We start from the raw sequence: 18,206 nt of genomic DNA, 5'->3' as shown, positions 1-18,206 counted from the left end.
TAGACTTTTATAGAGTGGATTTTTCCACTCTATTTTTTATGCAGTTTTTTGATTGAATTGTCGAAATTCTACTGGGCTTTTCCAGTTAAGTTTTTCCTTGATTCGGTGATGATTGTAATAATAAATGTAGTTCTCAATTGCTTCTCTCAATTCATTTTGACTTTGATAGATTTTTCCATAGTACACTTCTTGTTTTAGGATACTGAAGAAATTCTCCATAGGAGAATTATCTAAACAGGTTCCTTTTCGAGACATACTTTGAAAGATATTGTTGTCCTTTAATGTTTGTATATAGACATTCATTTGATAAGCCCAGCCTTGATCAGAGTGAAAGGTGCGCCGATAGGGACAATCATTTGTTTGAGAAATTGCTTCTTTCAGACCTCCCATAACTGTTTTACCATTTGGTTGAGTAGAAAGGCTATAGCTTAGAATTTCACTATTATACATATCCATAAATGGATCTAAGTATAGTTTTTTCTGACGAAAGATGCCTGCGTTATCTGCTTCAAAGTACTTAAATTCAGTTGTATCAGTTGTAATTTTTTGATGAGGAACAGAAGTTTTAAATCGGCGACGAATCAAATTTTTAGCGATTTTACCAACGGTTCCTTTATAGGAATTATATTTTCTGGATTTCTTAGTAAAAGCTTTGACTTGTAACTTTAACTTTTGTATTAATCGCTGGACTTTCTTTTTATTCACTTGAAATCCACGTCGTTTCAATTCTTGGGTCATCCTTCTATAGCCATAATGTTGATGTTTTTTACGAATCGCTTGAATTTCTTCTTCAATGATTTGTGTTGAAGCTGTTCTGTCGAGGCGTTTTTGCCAGTACATGTAAGTAGATTTTGGAAACCTTAGGGTTTCCAAAATATCTTTTAATCGAAAGTGTCTTCGGAGACTGTGAATGATTCGTGCGATTCGTTCATTTTTTGTTCGTCCTCTAAACGCAGTCTCCTCAATTCTTTTAAATAGGCATTCTCAATTTTTAACATTCTATTTTCTTTTTCTAGTTTCTCTACTTGAGATCGTTCACTTGGTAGTGATTGGGGTTCATTTCGTTTCTTTTTAGACATGGTAGGTGGACGTCCTTTCTGTTTAGAGAGTCCCTCTATACCAAACTTCTGATACGTTCTAAGCCAATTCGCAATCAATGATGGATTGTTCATTTTTAGAAGATTAGCTACTTCTTGATAGGACAACTCTGTTGTTAAATATAACTCTAACGCATCTAGCTTAAATTGAACAGAGTAATTCTTATTTTTTCGACTGCGAAGTAGGCCTTCTTCACCAAGTTCTTTATAGGCATTTATCCATTTGCTTATTTGAGAACTATCTTTAAACCCATACTTCTTTGCGAGAAACCTTAGACCTCCTTGACCAGATAAGTAGTCATGAACAAGTTTAAGTTTAAATTCAAAACTGTATTTTGCCATACAAAAAAACCTCCAAAAGTTAGATTTCTAGGTCTAACTTTTGGGGGTCGGCTCATTCACCGCTTGCTCTTTCTAATTATCTTTTTATCGTCCCACAATAAACGTCAATTCACATTCGCAGACCTTTTTATCTTCCACGTAAGCAGTCGCTTTGCCGATGCCGACAAAGTCACGTAATTTGACGATTTCAAAATGTAATTTCAAGACATCACCAGGGACCACTTTTTGACGGAATTTGGCTTTGTTGATACCGCCAATATAGGCTGTTTCACCTTCAAATTGATCCATTTTTAAGATTAAAATCGAACCTACTTGTGCCAATGCTTCAATAATCAAAACGCCTGGCATTGTTGGATTTCCAGGGAAATGTCCTTGGAAAAATTCTTCGTTAATTGTCACATTTTTTGTTGCAATAATCTTTTCATTTGGAATAATTTCATCCACATAATCAATATAACAAATCGGATAGCGATTAGGAATCATTTCCATAATTTCTGTTGCAGTCATTACTTTTTTCATACTAGTTTTCCTCCCATTTCTTCAAGCAAATTACACCATTATGGCCACCAAAGCCAAACGAATTACTAATTGTATAGTCCGCTGTAATGTCACGTGCACCTTCTGTGACATAATCTAAATCACAATCTGGATCAGCAACTTGGTAGCCTACTGTCGGATGAGCTTTTCCTTCTTGCAATGTTTGCACACAAGCGATCGCTTCGATACCGCCAGCCGCGCCCAATAAATGTCCAGTCATACTCTTTGTACTTGAAATTGGAATTTGCGATGCTCGCTCACCAAAGACACGTTTGATGGCCGTTGTTTCCGCAGCGTCATTCGCTGGGGTTGACGTACCATGAGCATTGATATACCCAATTTGTTCCGGTGTAATCCCTGCTTCTGCAATCGCCATTTCCATCGCAGCTGCCGCGCCACTACCGTCTTTTAAAGGAGCGGTCATGTGGCTAGCATCACAGTTGCTGCCATATCCAACAATTTCGCCGTAGATAGTTGCGCCACGTTTCTGTGCATGCTCGAGTTCTTCTAAAACCAGCATTCCTGCGCCTTCACCCATCACAAAACCTTTTCGTTCTTTATCAAAAGGAATCGAAGCCCGAGTCGCATCTTCTGTTGTATTTAAAGCATTCAATGCTGCAAAGCCTGCAATCCCAATTTCACATACTGTGGCTTCTGTCCCCCCAGTTACCATCATGTCCGCTAAACCATATTTAATCGTGCGAAAAGCTTCACCAATCGCATTCGTCGCAGAAGCACAAGCAGTCACGATAGTTTGAGAAGGTCCTTTTGCACCTAGACGAATCGAAATATTTCCCGCTGCCATATTAGCAATTACCATGGGCACGAAAAATGGTGTTACGCGTTTTGCGCCTTTTTTATCCATTACCCGTACTTGGTCTTGTAAGGTAGTCATCCCGCCAATCCCACTACCGACAATCACACCTAAACGAGTCGGGTCAATCGTTGCTTCTGTTAAACCACTCATTTCCCACGCTTCTAAAGCAGCGACCAAGCCATATTGAGAAAATAAGTCCATTCTTTTTTGCTCTTTGCGTTCTAAAACAGCACTTGGGTCAAACTCTTTCACTTCACCAGCCAAAGCCACCCCAGTATCTTCAGAATCAAATTTAGTAATTTTGCCAATTCCTAGCTTGCCATCCACTAGATTATGCCAAAATTCTTTTACGGTATTGCCTAATGGTGTTACGGCACCCATGCCGGTTATGACCACTCTTTTCATACTGTACCTCCGAGTTTATTTTGATTATCAAACTATTATTTCATGCGGTTTCCAGCACTTTTTCTTAAAAAATAAGAAAAATAGTTTGACTTTCAAAGTATTTTGGTTAATAATTCAGACATCAGGAAAAATGTCTGTTTTTTTCAAGATTAGAAAATTGAGAAGATTTTGTTATCATTCTCACACAGATAATACCAGTTGAAATTTTATTCGTCAACTCAATAAATGTAACTTTTACATTTTGATGAAGAAAAGCCTATTCTATCAACAAAAATTTTTTATTAAAGGAGATTTTATATGTTTTTACAAAATAAGAATGTCGTCGTAATGGGTGTTGCCAACAAAAAAAGTATTGCTTGGGGCTGTGCAAAAGCATTAAAAGATCAAGGGGCCAATGTTATTTATACGTATCAAAACGAACGCATGAAAAAGCAAGTGGTTAAATTAGCAGATGAAAATGATTTGTTGGTGGAGTGCGATGTTGCTTCTGATGCGTCCATTCAAGCAGCCTTTGAAACAATTAAAAATGAAGTGGGCACGATCGATGGACTAGTCCATGCGATTGCTTTTGCCAAAAAAGAAGAATTGTCTGGAAATGTTAGTGACATCACTCGTGATGGTTTCCTATTAGCACAAGATATTAGTAGCTACTCTCTTTTAGCAGTCACTCATTATGCGAAACCTTTGTTAAATCCTGGTTCAGGAATTGTCACATTGACGTATTTAGGTTCCGAACGTGCGATTCCTAACTATAATATGATGGGGATTGCTAAAGCATCTTTAGAAACTGCCGTGAAATATTTAGCTTTTGAATTAGCTGCAGATAAAATTCGTGTCAACGGAATCTCCGCAGGAGCGATTAAAACATTGGCTGTGACTGGTGTAAAAGACTACGATCAATTGATTAGTATTTCTAATGAGCGGACACCAGATAAAACAGGTGTAACCATTGAAGAAGTCGGAAACACTTGTGCCTTTTTAGTCAGTGAACTAGCTAGTGGTGTGGTCGGTGACATCATTTATGTCGATAAAGGCGTTCACTTAACTTAATCATTTTTTGTCTTTATTTTCTATTTATACATTAAAAAACAGAGATTGGACAATCTCTTTCACTCATTGATTGTCCAATTTCTGTTCTATTTTTTACTTTATTCTATAATAAAATTGACAGTTTCAATTCCAAAAACAGTTGTTAGAATTTGATTGACTTGTTCAAAAAGTTCTGGTAAATCTTCCAGTTTATTTTTAGATTGGATTTTTTCAGAACCGTTATCGTAGCTTAAATGATTGTACGCTTCTTTAAAGGTTACTGCTGTGTCTTCTTTTCGATAAAGGATATATTCGTCATCTAGCATATCCATTTGTAGCTCCTGTTTAAATCCATTTCTGGCAACAACAGCAGAAACTAGATGAGCAACTGTCAAGCCATCTAACGGAATGTCCACTCCATTCATTGCTAATGTGTAGACGGTATCTTCCACTAAACCACAGGCGTTGCAACCACCACTGGTTAAATCTACTGTACTTGTTATAATTGCCTCTTGCATCGTTTCTTCCCCCATATTATTTTTTAAAATTATTCTTTCATTTGTTATTTACGAACGTAATTCACATCATAATCGTCAACTTCAATATAGATATAGATTTTTTTATCAGGCATTTTACTGCGAATGTCTCGTTCAATCGCATTCACAACATCAGGTGCATCTTCTTCCATTGGTTCTACCACATCAATTTTTGCCGCTACTAAAATTTCAGTTGGGCCTAAATGAACGGTTTTTACATCAATTAGTTTTTCAACATCCGCCCGATCAAATGCGGTTTTAATTTTTGCTAAATCTGTAGCGGTCACACTTTCTCCTATAATCAAACTATAAAATTCTTTCGCTAAGAAAATGGCTGCACACATTAATAGTAAACCAATCAGTAAACCACTGATAGCATCAAATGCAGCAATCCCAGTTACCATTGTTAAAAGGGTTCCCACCAAAGCTAAACACAAACCAATAACCGCACAAAAGTCTTCCGTAAAAATAATTAAAATTTCACTGTGACGACTTTCTCGCAAAAATTTTAAGAGCGATAACTTCTCTGTATTCAATTCTTTGATTTCTTTCATCGCTACACGCAAAGAGCTACCTTCCACAAGCAAACCAAAAATTAAAATACCAATGACAATAGCCACATTTTCTACTTCATGAGAGGGATGCAGTAACTTCTGAATAGCCTCCATTACGCCTAACGCGCCCCCACCAAAAAAGAGCATCGTTGCAACAATTGTACTAAAAAAGTATTTTGCACGGCCTTCTCCAAATTGATGTAACGCACTTTGCCCACGAGAAGCGCGCTTATTCCCAAAAAGTAATAACACCTGATTACTACAGTCCACGACACTGTGGATACTTTCATTCATCATAGCGGTACTACCACTTAAAGCAAAACCAACAAATTTACTAATCGCTACTAAAATATTCGCAATCAGTGCGGCAATAACTGCAAACATGCCACTCGATTTTTTTGTCTCCATAATTACCTCCTATATGTAACGTAAAACTAAGATAAACCACCCGTTTATTCATCCATCATTTTACCACTTCTGAGGTATTTGTAAAAAAGAGTTCTCTTAAAATTCAAAAAGAAATGTACTGACTGTTTTAGTTGGCCCTCATTTATCGGTGTCCATCCCACTCTTGATAAAATTCCTCCAGATAAAGTTCCATAAATTGATGACGCTTTTCCGCCAATAAGCGACCATAATTTGTATTCATTTGTTCCTTTAACTTTAAAAGTTTCTCGTAAAAATGCATAATAGCAGTATCTTCCCCATTCCGGTATTCTTCTTGGGTTAACTGTTCACGAGGTTGTTTGTGAGGATCGTGAATTAAACGGCCTTTATTTCCCGAATAAGCCATCACCCGTGCAATTCCAATCGCACCGATGGCATCTAATCGATCCGCATCCTGGACCACTTTTCCTTCTAATGTAGTAACTGTTTTCCCAGTATTTCCTCCTTTAAAGGACATATTAGCAATAATGGAAAGGATGTGATTCGTTTGCTCTGTTGATACGTTATTTGCTTCCAACCATTGTTGCACCTTTAGTAAGCCAGCCTCTTCACTTTCGTTAAATTTTTCATCGCCAATATCATGTAACAATGCTGTTAATATACATAAAAATAAATTTGCTTGTTCTTTCTCTGCAATTGTTTTTGCTAATTGTGTCACCCGATAAATATGCCACCAGTCATGGCCACTTGCTTCGTTGGCTAATTCTTGTTGAACATAACGCTCTGCTGCTTGAATAATTGTTTGTTCTTCAAAACTAAGAGATTCATTTTCAAACATCCTAACACTCCTTTATTCTGGATTTAAAATTTCCACTTGGATAATCCCGCTAGCTTTCAGAAACATATTGGTGACAATCGGACCTACAAAAGAAAATCCTCTTTTTTTTAAGTCTTTTGCTACGTTATCTGATAAAAGCTGTGTGCGTGGGACTTGGTATGCTTCTTCATAAATAGATAAAACGGGGACGTTTTTTACAAATTGCCATAGATAATTGGCAAAACTGCCAAATTCTTCTTGTACTTTTAAAATTGCTTGCGCATTTTTAATGGTTGCTTCAATTTTGCGCCGATTGCGAATCATATCTGGATCAGCTACTATTCGATCGACTTCGTCAGGCAACAGCGCGGCAACTTTTTCCGGCTTCATTTGGCAAAAATTTTTCATGAATGCTACTTTTTTCCCTGCTGCTGCTTTCCAACTTAAACCAACTTGAAAAACACCCACCGTCAACAATAAAAACAGCAAATCATCCTCTCTTGTAGGTTTTCCCCATTGTTCTGTATACCATTGATAGTTGTTCATCGCCGCCTCCTTTTAAGACTGTTCAAATGTTAATAATGCTTGTTTCATTGCTAAACCACCACGGTAACCGGTTAATTGTCCCTTGCTGCCGATGACTCGATGGCAAGGAATGACCATTAATAAAGGATTTTTCCCAATCGCTGTGCCAACTGCTCGAACCGCACGTGGACGCCCAATTTTTTCTGAAATTTCCTGATAGGTCATTGTCACACCATAAGGGATTTCTTGCAACGCTTGCCAAACTTCTTTTTGAAAGGGCGTTCCTTCGATGTCTATGGGGCAAGCAAACGTTGTCGAGTGTTGGTTAAGATAACTTATTAGTGCTTCTTTATAAGGCGCAGTTTTCTTTTCAGAAGCTTCTAATTGTGCTTGAGGGTACCAGTTTTTCAGCTCTTCTATCGATTGATTGGCTGAACCTACAAAAGCTAGTCCAGCATCTGTCACACCAAGATAATAGTGATCGTTCTGCCATTCTTGTTGCGCATAATAAATTTTTTTTGCCATATTTCTACACTTCTTTCTCGTATTTTCTTATCTTCATTATAATTCTTTTGGCTTTCAAAATCTTGCGCTCCCATCACTTTTTACTTGTTTTTATTAGGGATTCTTTTACAATGAAGAAAATGGGAGGTGTGCTTACAATGAAAATAACGTATCGACTTACTCAGAAACGTTGGGAAGCCATTCAAAATAATAATACGCAATTTGATGGTGATTTTTTTTATGGTGTGACCACAACTAAAATTTTTTGTCGTCCTTCGTGCCCTTCCCGTGTGCCCAATAAGAACCACGTTCTGATTTTCAAAACGGCTCAGGAAGCTTTAACACTTGGTTTTCGTCCATGTAAAAGATGTCAACCAACCGGGCAAGTCGTTCCTAACGAGGAATGGGTTGCTCAAATTAAGCAATTTATTGATCGGCATTCAGCGGAACCATTAAGTTTAGACTATTTAGCGCAAGCCTGCCACGGTAGTCCCTTTCATTTGCAGCGAACCTTTAAGGAACAGACGAAACAAACCCCGTTAGCTTATTTAACAAGTGTCCGAATTAGGCAAGCCAAAGAATTGCTTCTCCATTCACCCCTTACGATTCAACAAATCGCGAAAAAAGTTGGCTTCCAAACCGCAGCATATTTTGCCACCACTTTTAAAAAAGAAACAGGCGTAACCCCCTCTGTTTATCGCAGTAAAAATGAGCCGAAAAAATAACATTTCGGCTCATCGGATTATTTATTGGGGCGTGATTGTAGCCATGCTACAATCAACTGACTGATTTCTGTTTGCTGTTGCTCGTTAGAAATTGTCGCTTTGTTGTCTCCTTTTTGGACACCGTAATTACCAAACCCTGCATGATTCCCACCTTCGATAGATACATACTGCGTATCTTTTGGCAAAAACTGTTTGGCTTTTTGATAGCTAGTCCAATTTAAAACACCATCGTTTGTGGCTGTTATTGACAGAACCGGCAGATTTTGCTTGTTTAGTGCACCTTTTTCGTCAGGATAGCTGGCTAAATAAATCATGCCTTTGATTCGTTGCTCATTTTCCGCTACAAAACGACTAGCCATCACACCACCCAGAGAATGCCCAGCCAAAACGAAGTTTTGTTGTGGATGATCCTTTATAATTTGTTCTGCAGCATTTGGTGCAAGAACCGCTAAATTCAAAGGAAAATGAACAACATAGACATCGTAACCTTTCGTAGCAACTTCTTGCGCCCATTCACTATAACTAGCGGGCACAACCAATGCACCTGGATAAAAAATCAGTGCTGTATCATTTTTTTGCCCGTTTGTGTAATAATCATAGTTTTTTTCTTGCGTGGCACTTTGACTTATTTTTAAGGCCGAATCGGTTGCTTGATACGTACTATTTTTAATAAAAATAGTCAGACCGATGACTAATACCGCTAAAAAAAGCCCGATTCCTAGGACAATTTTTTTCCAACGTGATTTTGTTCTATTTTTCATCTCATTACCTCCCAATGAAAAAATTCTTCTTTCTGATTCTACCTTTAATAAAAAAAGAACACAACAATAGGAGTTGATGGAGCAACCCTTTTCTTGCTCCACCAACTCCTAACTAGACCGTTTCTCGATTCCTTAGATTATTTTGATTCTTTTTCGCCTGCTTCTAAGTAGCTGACATCATTGACTTTATCCAAAGTATATTCGCCATTTTTGTAATGAATTGTTGTGACACTAGCATTCTTCAAACCGCCTTCTGGGACTTTAAAATCATCAAATAAAGTTGCTAACAACGCTGAAATACTCAAGCCATGAGAGACCACTAAAACATTGCCATTCCCGGGATTGGCTGATTCTGTGGCAACAATTTTATCTAAGCCTTTTTTCAAACGTTTGGTAATTGTAGCATAGTCTTCTGCAGGCCAGTTATTCTTGCTTTCCTCGCGCTGTTGATCCAGTTTAGCTACACTGTTGGCAAAGGATTCAGGAGTCATGTTTTTCATAAATTCTTCTAAGGAAACACCTTGATCATCAGCAATATCCTGCCACATTGTCTTGTTTAAATCACCTTCATAGCTACCAAAATTAAATTCACGTAAATCTGGGTCACGCACGACTTCAAGGTCTTTGCCTGCTTTATTTTGATCTAAAATAAGTTGAGCAGTTTGCAAGGCGCGGCCACTATCACTACTATATGCATTTTGAAAGGCAACATCTTTCAGTCCAATCCCAGTTGCTGTCACAACTTTTTCACCTTCTGGTGTTAGGACCGCATCTGACCATCCTTGTACGCGGTCCGTCGTATTTAACATGGTTTTTCCGTGGCGCACAATGTAAAGAGTTAGTTCTTCAGGTTTTGTCTCTTTTTCTTTTGTCGTTGCTTGCTGATTTTTACCACAACCAACCATTACTAAAATGGCCAGAAAAAGCATCCCCACAATCGTCAATCGTTTTTTCATTTTTTATTTCCCCTCATCTTCTACTCTGTTGTTAAGTTTTCACCATTACTAGCGATAACTTGTTTGTACCAATTAAATGATTTTTTCTTAGTTCGTTTCAAGGTTCCCTGACCTTGGTCATCCATGTCTACATAGATAAAGCCGTAACGTTTTTTCATTTCGCCAGTCCCTGCTGAAACTAAGTCAATACAACCCCATGGCGTATAACCAATTAAGTTAACCCCGTCTTCTTCTATTGCGGTTCTCATGGCTTCAATATGTTGTTTAAAATAATCAATGCGGTAATCGTCGACAATCGAGCCATCCTCTTGCAATGTATCCACCGCGCCAAACCCGTTTTCAACCACAAACAATGGCATATTGTAACGATCTGACAACTGACACAATGAAATTCTTAACCCTAAAGGATCGACAGCCCAGCCCCATTCAGATTCTTGCAAATAAGGATTTTTAACCGCAGGCATTTGGTTGCCTCCGACATATTTTACTTCTTCGGGATAAGCAGTCGAAACAGTCGACATATAATAACTAAACCCGATATAATCAACTGTTCCTTTTTGAATAATCGCTAAATCATCTGACTCCATTTGAATTGTCATTCCTTCACGCTCAAATTCTTTGAGCTTATGCGCTGGATAATAGCCCTTAGCCTGGACATCCATATAAAATTCTTGCTCTCGGTTAAATTGAACAGCTGCTATCACGTCCTCAGGTTTGCAGGACAAAGGATAACTTGGAATATAAGCCACCATCATACCAATTTGGAAATCTGGATTGATGGAATGTCCTAATTCAACTGCTTTCGCACTTGCTACAAATAGATGATGCGCTGCTTGATATTTACTTTGTTTATCATTATTGTGAATCCCAATTTGCGTCCAACTTCTTAAAAAATTAATTTCATTAAAAGTCATCCAATACTTCACTTTATCCTGATAACGTGTAAAAATGGTTTCGCAAAAGAAAACAAAGAAATCAATCACTTCACGATTTTTCCAACCATCATATTCATCGGCCAAATACATCGGAATATCAAAATGGTTAATCGTCACAACGGGCTCAATTCCATGGCGCAGCAAAGTATCAAAAACTTTATCATAAAAGGCTAAGCCTTCTTCATTAATCTCTTTTGTTCCATTTGGGCAAATCCGGCTCCAGGCGATAGACAGCCGAAAACATTTGAAACCCATTTCTGCAAATAAGGCGATATCTTCTTCGTAATGATGGTAAAAGTCCGTCGCTACATGACTAGGATAGTATAACTCTTCATCGATATAGCCAATCGCTCCTTCGGGTAATGCTTGATCGCGCGTACACGAAGCTTTTTGGCCTTCTTTAGTTAAATACGTAATCCGTCGCGGTTCTGTTTGACTACCACCAGTAATTGCATCTAATGTACTCAGACCTTTGCCTCCTGAAAGATAGCCACCTTCATATTGGTTAGCAGCTGTTGCGCCGCCCCATAAAAAATTTTCTGGAAATCCCATAAAATCCCTCTTTCCCTCTGTTTTTAGGCATAACAAAGAAACCATCAAGGGAATTGACGCTGGCAGAAGAGTCCTTGTTTTTTCTACCAACGTCAAACGCCCTTTAATAGTTGCTAATTTTATTAATTACTTAAATCTTCACCATTTGTTGCGATTACTTTTTTGTACCAATCAAACGATTTCTTCTTGCTTCGTTTTAACGTACCATTTCCTTCGTTATCGCGATCCACATAGATAAAGCCATAGCGTTTTTTCATTTCACCTGTTCCAGCTGATACTAAATCAATACAGCCCCAAGTCGTATAGCCTAACAAGTCGACACCATCTTGTTCAACGGCATCTTTCATCGCTTGAATATGCGCCGCCAAATAATCGATACGATAATCATCGACTACATAACCATTTTCGTCTGGTGTGTCTACCGCTCCTAAGCCATTTTCAACAATGAATAGTGGTTTTTGATAACGATCATATAAGTCATTCATCGTAATTCTCAAACCAAGCGGATCAATTTGCCAACCCCATTCACTGGCTTTTAAATAAGGATTTTTCACAGAGGCAAAGATGTTACCAGCTGTTTGTTCATTAATTTCTGGATCTGTTGATGTGACACGAGAAGAATAATAAGAGAACGAAATGAAGTCCACCGTATGTTCTTTTAAAAATTCTTCGTCGCCTTCTTCCATTTCAATTTGAATACCTTTACGGGCCATTTCTTTTAAAGCATACGCAGGGTATTCCCCGCGTGATTGGACATCAATAAAGAAATAATTTTCACGATCTGCTTGTCGAGCAGCGAAAACATCTTCTGGTTTGCAAGTATAAGCGTAGTTGGAACCAGCCGCTAACATACAACCTACTTGGTTTTCAGGATCTACCTCATGAGCAATTTTTGTCGCAATTGCACTTGCTAGTAGTTCATGATGGGCCGCTTGGTATTTCACTTGTTCTTTGTTTTCGCCTTCTTCAAAGTATAGACCTGCTCCCATAAATGGTGCATGTAAAATCATATTAATTTCGTTAAATGTTAACCAATACTTGACTAATCCTTTATATCGGTTGAAAATTACACGGCAAAGATTTTCATAGAAACCTACTAACTTACGACTACGCCAAGCGCCATATTCTTCCACTAAGTGCATTGGACAGTCAAAGTGTGTAATCGTTACTAGTGGCTCAATCCCATATTTATGACATTCTTTGAATAAGTCTTCATAGAACTTCAAGCCTTCTTCATTCGGCTCTGTTTCATCTCCCATTGGAAAAATTCGACTCCAAGCAATGGATAAACGGTATGTTTTAAAACCCATTTCACCAAACAAGGCGATATCTTCTTTATAGCGATGATACATATCAATCGCCTCTTGTGCAGGATAGAAATGTTCCTCATCAAAGTTAAACATTTTCTTTTCACCAGTGATTACTGGAAAACGATCTGGACCAGTTGGCGCTAAGTCGACGTTTGCCAAACCGCGTCCGCCTTCGTTATAGCCACCTTCACATTGATTGGCTGCTGTTGCGCCACCCCATAAAAAGTCTTTTCTAAATGCCATAAATTCTCTTCCTCCACATCTTTTTATATTAAAGCGGTCAGCAAATCATCGCTTGTTGAAACTTCATTACTGCCGACTTCCAAAATATCTAAATAATCCGCTGTATTCGTCACAACGATTGGAATTTGTGTACTAAACCCAGCTTTTTTAATTCCTTCTAAATCAAAGGTTACTAATGTTTGACCTTTTTTCACGCGGTCACCTTGTTTTACAAAAGCTTCAAAGCCTTCGCCTTCTAATTGAACTGTATCAATCCCAATATGAATCAATAATTCTGTGCCGTTATCTGAAATCAAACCTAATGCGTGTTTTGTTGGGAATAGTGTGACAATCGTTCCATCAAAGGGTGCAACCACTTTACCTTCCGTTGGTTCAATCACGACCCCATTTCCTAAAGCTCCATTTGCAAAAGCAGGATCCTCTGCATTTTTTAAAGATAACACTCGTCCTTTGACTGGACTTGTAATATTTTCTTTTTTAATCGTTGTTTTATCAATAATCACTTCTTCTTCCTCAACTGTATTGTCTTTCCAGAAGAAGAATGTTAGACCAAAACCAACGACCGCTGCAATGGCAATTGCAATAAAGGACTGGATCATCCCACTTGCATCATCACCATTGATAAAGTTTAGCACACCAAAAATTCCTAAACCACCCATTGTATAAGCTGTCACATTGTTGATCATCAAATATAAACCACCGACAGCGCCACCAATCATTGAATAAATAAATGGCCATTTTTTTGGTAAAGTGATTCCATAAATTGCTGGCTCTGTTACACCAAAAATACCAGAGATAATTGCTGGCGGACACAAAGCTTTTAACTTTTTATCTTTCAATTTGAAGAACATCGCTAAAACAACCGCTGTTTGCGCAAAACTAGCTGCAAATGATCCCGTTAATACTTGGCTTGAACCTTCTTGTGTCACTTGCATAATAGCTAATGGCACAACGCTCCAATGTAAACCAAAAATAACTAAGACTTGCCAGAAGAAACCAAGAATCAAACCATACAAAGCTGGTGAGAAACTCATTAATGCTGTAAAGCCAGCGCTTAATAAATCTGTTAGCATGCTAACGATTGGCCCAATTACTAAGAAACCAATTGGTAAGGCAATCAACAAGACGAAAAACGGTACTAAGAACGTTTGAACAACTTCTGGAATAATCCGTTTAAACACTTTTTGAACTTGTGCCGCAAAAGCAATAATGAAGATGATTGGTACGACACTACTTGTATAGTTCGCACCGACCCAAGGGATCCCCATAAATGTATTATAGGCAGGTAAGCCGAATAAATTATACGGTGCTGCGGCTCCGGCACCCGCTGTTGTTTCAAAGGCCGTTTGTAATGCACTTCCTTGAATCGTTGGGTAACATAAAGCTGCGCCAATCACGATCCCTACCATCGGATGCAACCGGAATTTTTTAGCTGCTGTATAACCTAAAATAACTGGCATAAAGTAGAAAATTGCATCGCCAATCCCATTTAACATGGTATAAGTCCCTGACGTAGCCGTATAGAGCTTTAAGAAAACCAATAAGGCATTTAACCCTTTGACCATCCCAGCCGCTGCTAACGCCCCTAAAAAGGGTTGGAAACAACCACTTAAAATATCTATTAAGCGATCAAATAAATTCCCACTGGAAGCTTCTTCTTCACGTTCTCCTGACAAGCCTGCAATACTAACTACTTCTTCGTAAACGGCTGGAACATGGTTCCCAATAACGACTTGGTATTGTCCACCGCTTTTCATAACAGTTACCACACCGTCCATATTTTTTAAGACATCATCATTCGCTTGACTCTCATCTTTTAATTTGAAGCGAAGACGTGTGATACAATGTGTCAAACTATTAATATTCTCTTGCCCACCGACATTTTTTACAATTTTTTCTGCTAGTTCATGATATTTTCCCATCTTTTTTTCCTCCAAAAATTTATTTTCATTTGAAGGTTTAGCCAACTGAATGTCACTATCCAAAGTGGTGCGTTTATTGTTCCGTTGTTTGTACAATTCGTGCAATGTGAATCGTTAGGTACAAGCGTTCTTCATTTGAAACTTGATAGTCATAGTTCTCATTTAAATACAAGCTGATCTTTTCCACGCAACGATAGGCGTTGAGATATTTCTTTTTAATTACCGCATACAGTTCTTCATCATCATTTTCGACAACTTCACGTTGGTGTAATAAGCGATAACAGAAAAATTTTAAATGTGTGCTAAATCGATAAAAGTAGACAGAGTCTTCATCAAAACTTACCTTAAAATAGTATTTGACGATATTTGTAATCTCTTGCATCAACTTTGTCAATTCATAAATATTACCGACTTCTTCCTCCATCTCCGCATTCACCAAGTGCAATGCGATAAAACCTGCCTCATCCGTTGACAATTCCATTCCTACGCGCTTTTGTACCATTTTTAAAGCATTTACTCCTACTTCGTACTCTTCAGGAAAAAAACGTTTAATATCCCATAATAATAAATTCTTAATTGCAATTCCTTGTTTTTTTCTTTCTAAAGCTGTGTACAAATGATCCGTCAGAGAAATATAAATGGTATCATTCAAACTCTTTTTCAACGTTGATTTTGCATAAACAATAATGTCATCCGAGAGTTTCATCATCTCTAAAGGAATATTTCCTAACAATTCTTGAAACTTAAGTGATGTTTCTTGATTGGCTAAATAAAAAACTTGATCGATACTTTCATCAGGAACCCAATCACCAATGCGTTTCTTAAAAGCAATTCCTTTGCCCATAACAATTTGCTCTCGTTTATCATCATCTAATGTAATAACCACATTATTGTTTAAAATTTTGTGAATAATCAATGCCCCACCTCCTTTGTGTTTCGTTGAAAAAAGAAAAACCCAATTTCTTCAAAAAGAACGACACATATGTCGCTTCATGAAAAAATTAGGTTTAGCTTGTCTTTAAACAATCACTATCCATCTATTTACTTATCCCTACATCCAAAGAATAACATATTTACAACAAATGTCAACGCTTTCAACGACATTTTTTTGTAATAAAAATAAAAAAAGCATACAAACAATGTTTGTATGCTTCACTATGACCCGTACGGGACTCGAACCCGTGTTACCGCCGTGAAAGGGCGGTGTCTTAACCGCTTGACCAACGGGCCATTAAAAAGAAAAAACGGAGAAGGAGGGATTTGAACCCTCGCGCCGGTTTCCCGACCTACACCCTTAGCAGGGGCGCCTCTTCAGCCACTTGAGTACTTCCCCAAGAAATAAATGGGCCTAAATGGACTCGAACCATCGACCTCACGCTTATCAGGCGTGCGCTCTAACCAGCTGAGCTATAGGCCCCAAATAAGAAAAAAGCGGGTGACGAGAATCGAACTCGCGACAACAGCTTGGAAGGCTGTGGTTTTACCACTAAACTACACCCGCAAATTTTTCTTGGATGGCGCGGGACAGAATCGAACTGCCGACACATGGAGCTTCAATCCATTGCTCTACCAACTGAGCTACCGAGCCAAAAACGGTCTGGACGGGACTCGAACCCGCGACCTCCTGCGTGACAGGCAGGCATTCTAACCAGCTGAACTACCAAACCAATTCGTTTTTGCTTTATGCAAATGTATGCTTTAAAAAATAAAAGCAATTGCGGGGGCAGGATTTGAACCTACGACCTTCGGGTTATGAGCCCGACGAGCTACCTGACTGCTCCACCCCGCGATAATTAGACTAAGGAAATTTAATTCCTAAGAAAGGAGGATAAGGGATTCGAACCCTTGCACGGTTTTACCCGCCTGACGGTTTTCAAGACCGTTCCCTTCAGCCGGACTTGGGTAATCCTCCGTAACAAAACTATGACCCGTACGGGACTCGAACCCGTGTTACCGCCGTGAAAGGGCGGTGTCTTAACCGCTTGACCAACGGGCCATTTTATAAAATTATGGGCCTAAATGGACTCGAACCATCGACCTCACGCTTATCAGGCGTGCGCTCTAACCAGCTGAGCTATAGGCCCAAAAAGAAAAGCGGGTGACGAGAATCGAACTCGCGACAACAGCTTGGAAGGCTGTGGTTTTACCACTAAACTACACCCGCATGGCGGTCTGGACGGGACTCGAACCCGCGACCTCCTGCGTGACAGGCAGGCATTCTAACCAGCTGAACTACCAAACCATACTTTTCTTTTTATGTGCTTTTGAATTCAAAAGCAATTGCGGGGGCAGGATTTGAACCTACGACCTTCGGGTTATGAGCCCGACGAGCTACCTGACTGCTCCACCCCGCGATAATTAGACCAAGGAAACTTAATTCCTAAGAAAGGAGGATAAGGGATTCGAACCCTTGCACGGTTTTACCCGCCTGACGGTTTTCAAGACCGTTCCCTTCAGCCGGACTTGGGTAATCCTCCATGATAAAAATAAAACTATAAACAACGTCACAATGGACCTTGTAGGACTCGAACCTACGACCGGACGGTTATGAGCCGTCTGCTCTAACCAACTGAGCTAAAGGTCCAGGCTCTTCCAAATGTATAATCGCGGCGGAGGGGATCGAACCCCCGACCTCCCGGGTATGAACCGGACGCTCTAGCCAGCTGAGCTACACCGCGAAACTCTTATATTAAAATAAGAATGGAGCCTAGCGGGATCGAACCGCTGACCTCCTGCGTGCAAAGCAGGCGCTCTCCCAGCTGAGCTAAGGCCCCATGAAAATTATTATCGGGAAGACAGGATTCGAACCTGCGACCCCTTGGTCCCAAACCAAGTGCTCTACCAAGCTGAGCTACTTCCCGTATATAACTAATGCACCCAAAGGGAGTCGAACCCCTAACCTTTTGATTCGTAGTCAAACACTCTATCCAGTTGAGCTATGGGTGCTAAATATAAAACAATGCCGAGGACCGGAATCGAACCGGTACGGTGATCACTCACCGCAGGATTTTAAGTCCTGTGCGTCTGCCAGTTCCGCCACCCCGGCGTAATGAATTGGCTAAGCGGAAAACGGGGTTCGAACCCGCGACCCCCACCTTGGCAAGGTGGTGCTCTACCACTGAGCTATTTCCGCAAAATGGTGCCGGCTAAAGGACTTGAACCCTCGACCCTCTGATTACAAATCAGATGCTCTACCAACTGAGCTAAGCCGGCTAAATATGCGGGTGAAGGGACTTGAACCCCCACGCCTTG

General features: G+C 39.3%; 15 protein-coding genes, 23 tRNA genes and 1 pseudogene (1 of these 39 cut by a window edge). 2 read left to right on the top strand and 37 right to left on the bottom strand.

Features of this window, described 5'->3' with window-relative positions:
- Positions 1 to 36: 36 nt before the first annotated feature.
- From IGJ24_RS01245 to fabF, 3 genes and pseudogenes are all read right to left on the bottom strand, one after another.
- Positions 37 to 1,439, bottom strand: a pseudogene (locus tag IGJ24_RS01245) (IS3 family transposase).
- Between the two features lie 84 nt (positions 1,440 to 1,523).
- Positions 1,524 to 1,958 carry a 3-hydroxyacyl-ACP dehydratase FabZ gene (fabZ, locus tag IGJ24_RS01240; protein WP_002355197.1) on the bottom strand — a complete coding sequence of 145 codons (435 nt, stop codon included), beginning with the start codon at positions 1,956 to 1,958 and terminating at the stop codon, positions 1,524 to 1,526.
- Between the two features lies 1 nt (position 1,959).
- A complete protein-coding gene (gene fabF / locus IGJ24_RS01235) occupies positions 1,960 to 3,198 on the bottom strand; it encodes a beta-ketoacyl-ACP synthase II (protein WP_002358339.1) in 1,239 nt (412 codons plus the stop codon).
- 297 nt (positions 3,199 to 3,495) lie between these two features.
- Here fabF and fabI point away from each other — a divergent pair, with 297 nt between their 5' ends.
- Positions 3,496 to 4,248 carry an enoyl-ACP reductase FabI gene (gene fabI / locus IGJ24_RS01230; RefSeq protein WP_002358338.1) on the top strand — a complete coding sequence of 251 codons (753 nt, stop codon included), beginning with the start codon at positions 3,496 to 3,498 and terminating at the stop codon, positions 4,246 to 4,248.
- 98 nt (positions 4,249 to 4,346) lie between these two features.
- Here fabI and IGJ24_RS01225 read toward each other — a convergent pair whose 3' ends face one another.
- From IGJ24_RS01225 to IGJ24_RS01205, 5 genes are all read right to left on the bottom strand, one after another.
- Positions 4,347 to 4,760 carry a DUF4809 family protein gene (locus IGJ24_RS01225; RefSeq protein ID WP_002355192.1) on the bottom strand — a complete coding sequence of 138 codons (414 nt, stop codon included), beginning with the start codon at positions 4,758 to 4,760 and terminating at the stop codon, positions 4,347 to 4,349.
- 29 nt (positions 4,761 to 4,789) lie between these two features.
- Positions 4,790 to 5,725, bottom strand: coding sequence for a cation diffusion facilitator family transporter (locus IGJ24_RS01220; protein WP_002355191.1), 936 nt, complete (start codon positions 5,723 to 5,725; stop codon positions 4,790 to 4,792).
- Between the two features lie 142 nt (positions 5,726 to 5,867).
- Entirely contained in the window at positions 5,868 to 6,542 is a 675-nt protein-coding gene (locus tag IGJ24_RS01215; protein ID WP_002355190.1) for an HD domain-containing protein, read from the bottom strand.
- Between the two features lie 12 nt (positions 6,543 to 6,554).
- Positions 6,555 to 7,067, bottom strand: a complete 513-nt coding sequence (locus IGJ24_RS01210) for a DNA-3-methyladenine glycosylase I (RefSeq protein WP_002355189.1) — start codon at positions 7,065 to 7,067, stop codon at positions 6,555 to 6,557.
- Between the two features lie 12 nt (positions 7,068 to 7,079).
- On the bottom strand, positions 7,080 to 7,571 hold the full coding sequence (locus tag IGJ24_RS01205) for a methylated-DNA--[protein]-cysteine S-methyltransferase (RefSeq protein WP_002387648.1): 492 nt from the start codon (positions 7,569 to 7,571) through the stop codon (positions 7,080 to 7,082).
- Positions 7,572 to 7,681: 110 nt separating this feature from the next.
- Here IGJ24_RS01205 and IGJ24_RS01200 point away from each other — a divergent pair, with 110 nt between their 5' ends.
- On the top strand, positions 7,682 to 8,275 hold the full coding sequence (locus IGJ24_RS01200; RefSeq protein WP_289865914.1) for a bifunctional transcriptional activator/DNA repair enzyme AdaA: 594 nt from the start codon (positions 7,682 to 7,684) through the stop codon (positions 8,273 to 8,275).
- Between the two features lie 17 nt (positions 8,276 to 8,292).
- Here the strand turns inward: IGJ24_RS01200 and IGJ24_RS01195 are convergent, their stop codons facing one another.
- The 29 genes from IGJ24_RS01195 to IGJ24_RS01055 form a co-directional block, all read right to left on the bottom strand.
- Positions 8,293 to 9,036 carry an alpha/beta hydrolase gene (locus IGJ24_RS01195; protein ID WP_010816987.1) on the bottom strand — a complete coding sequence of 248 codons (744 nt, stop codon included), beginning with the start codon at positions 9,034 to 9,036 and terminating at the stop codon, positions 8,293 to 8,295.
- 137 nt (positions 9,037 to 9,173) lie between these two features.
- Positions 9,174 to 9,992: a histidine phosphatase family protein gene (locus IGJ24_RS01190; RefSeq protein ID WP_002358330.1), complete on the bottom strand. Its 819-nt coding sequence runs from the start codon at positions 9,990 to 9,992 to the stop codon at positions 9,174 to 9,176.
- A 20-nt stretch (positions 9,993 to 10,012) separates the two neighbouring features.
- The gene (locus tag IGJ24_RS01185; RefSeq protein WP_194178197.1) at positions 10,013 to 11,479 is read right to left on the bottom strand and encodes a glycoside hydrolase family 1 protein; all 1,467 of its coding nucleotides are present in this window, start codon (positions 11,477 to 11,479) and stop codon (positions 10,013 to 10,015) included.
- Positions 11,480 to 11,601: 122 nt separating this feature from the next.
- Complete coding sequence (locus IGJ24_RS01180) at positions 11,602 to 13,032, bottom strand: 6-phospho-beta-glucosidase (RefSeq protein WP_129193872.1); 1,431 nt, start codon at positions 13,030 to 13,032, stop codon at positions 11,602 to 11,604.
- A gap of 23 nt (positions 13,033 to 13,055) precedes the next feature.
- On the bottom strand, positions 13,056 to 14,954 hold the full coding sequence (locus IGJ24_RS01175) for a beta-glucoside-specific PTS transporter subunit IIABC (protein WP_002358327.1): 1,899 nt from the start codon (positions 14,952 to 14,954) through the stop codon (positions 13,056 to 13,058).
- 73 nt (positions 14,955 to 15,027) lie between these two features.
- Positions 15,028 to 15,870: a BglG family transcription antiterminator LicT gene (gene licT, locus IGJ24_RS01170; protein ID WP_002355181.1), complete on the bottom strand. Its 843-nt coding sequence runs from the start codon at positions 15,868 to 15,870 to the stop codon at positions 15,028 to 15,030.
- 242 nt (positions 15,871 to 16,112) lie between these two features.
- Positions 16,113 to 16,184: transfer RNA gene (locus IGJ24_RS01165), tRNA-Glu, on the bottom strand.
- Between the two features lie 15 nt (positions 16,185 to 16,199).
- Positions 16,200 to 16,287, bottom strand: a tRNA-Ser gene (locus IGJ24_RS01160).
- Positions 16,288 to 16,297: 10 nt separating this feature from the next.
- Positions 16,298 to 16,371, bottom strand: a tRNA-Ile gene (locus tag IGJ24_RS01155).
- Positions 16,372 to 16,384: 13 nt separating this feature from the next.
- Positions 16,385 to 16,455 (bottom strand) — tRNA-Gly (locus IGJ24_RS01150).
- A 14-nt stretch (positions 16,456 to 16,469) separates the two neighbouring features.
- Positions 16,470 to 16,542: transfer RNA gene (locus IGJ24_RS01145), tRNA-Phe, on the bottom strand.
- Between the two features lie 5 nt (positions 16,543 to 16,547).
- Positions 16,548 to 16,621, bottom strand: a tRNA-Asp gene (locus tag IGJ24_RS01140).
- Between the two features lie 48 nt (positions 16,622 to 16,669).
- Positions 16,670 to 16,743: transfer RNA gene (locus IGJ24_RS01135), tRNA-Met, on the bottom strand.
- Between the two features lie 33 nt (positions 16,744 to 16,776).
- A tRNA-Ser gene (locus IGJ24_RS01130) sits at positions 16,777 to 16,866 on the bottom strand.
- 12 nt (positions 16,867 to 16,878) lie between these two features.
- Positions 16,879 to 16,950, bottom strand: a tRNA-Glu gene (locus IGJ24_RS01125).
- Between the two features lie 14 nt (positions 16,951 to 16,964).
- Positions 16,965 to 17,038: transfer RNA gene (locus IGJ24_RS01120), tRNA-Ile, on the bottom strand.
- A 9-nt stretch (positions 17,039 to 17,047) separates the two neighbouring features.
- Positions 17,048 to 17,118, bottom strand: a tRNA-Gly gene (locus IGJ24_RS01115).
- A gap of 1 nt (position 17,119) precedes the next feature.
- A tRNA-Asp gene (locus IGJ24_RS01110) sits at positions 17,120 to 17,196 on the bottom strand.
- 38 nt (positions 17,197 to 17,234) lie between these two features.
- Positions 17,235 to 17,308 (bottom strand) — tRNA-Met (locus IGJ24_RS01105).
- 33 nt (positions 17,309 to 17,341) lie between these two features.
- Positions 17,342 to 17,431 (bottom strand) — tRNA-Ser (locus IGJ24_RS01100).
- Positions 17,432 to 17,464: 33 nt separating this feature from the next.
- Positions 17,465 to 17,538: transfer RNA gene (locus IGJ24_RS01095), tRNA-Ile, on the bottom strand.
- Between the two features lie 20 nt (positions 17,539 to 17,558).
- A tRNA-Met gene (locus tag IGJ24_RS01090) sits at positions 17,559 to 17,632 on the bottom strand.
- A 23-nt stretch (positions 17,633 to 17,655) separates the two neighbouring features.
- Positions 17,656 to 17,728, bottom strand: a tRNA-Ala gene (locus IGJ24_RS01085).
- Positions 17,729 to 17,741: 13 nt separating this feature from the next.
- Positions 17,742 to 17,815, bottom strand: a tRNA-Pro gene (locus IGJ24_RS01080).
- Between the two features lie 11 nt (positions 17,816 to 17,826).
- A tRNA-Arg gene (locus IGJ24_RS01075) sits at positions 17,827 to 17,900 on the bottom strand.
- Positions 17,901 to 17,914: 14 nt separating this feature from the next.
- Positions 17,915 to 18,000: transfer RNA gene (locus tag IGJ24_RS01070), tRNA-Leu, on the bottom strand.
- 15 nt (positions 18,001 to 18,015) lie between these two features.
- A tRNA-Gly gene (locus IGJ24_RS01065) sits at positions 18,016 to 18,087 on the bottom strand.
- Between the two features lie 4 nt (positions 18,088 to 18,091).
- Positions 18,092 to 18,167: transfer RNA gene (locus tag IGJ24_RS01060), tRNA-Thr, on the bottom strand.
- A 6-nt stretch (positions 18,168 to 18,173) separates the two neighbouring features.
- A tRNA-Leu gene (locus tag IGJ24_RS01055) sits at positions 18,174 to 18,206 on the bottom strand (it continues 49 nt past the right edge of the window).

Origin of the sequence: Enterococcus sp. DIV0546 (genome assembly GCF_051712785.1) — a bacterium.
GTDB classification, from domain to species: domain Bacteria; phylum Bacillota; class Bacilli; order Lactobacillales; family Enterococcaceae; genus Enterococcus; species Enterococcus faecalis.
This window is presented reverse-complemented; position numbering and strand designations above follow the sequence as displayed.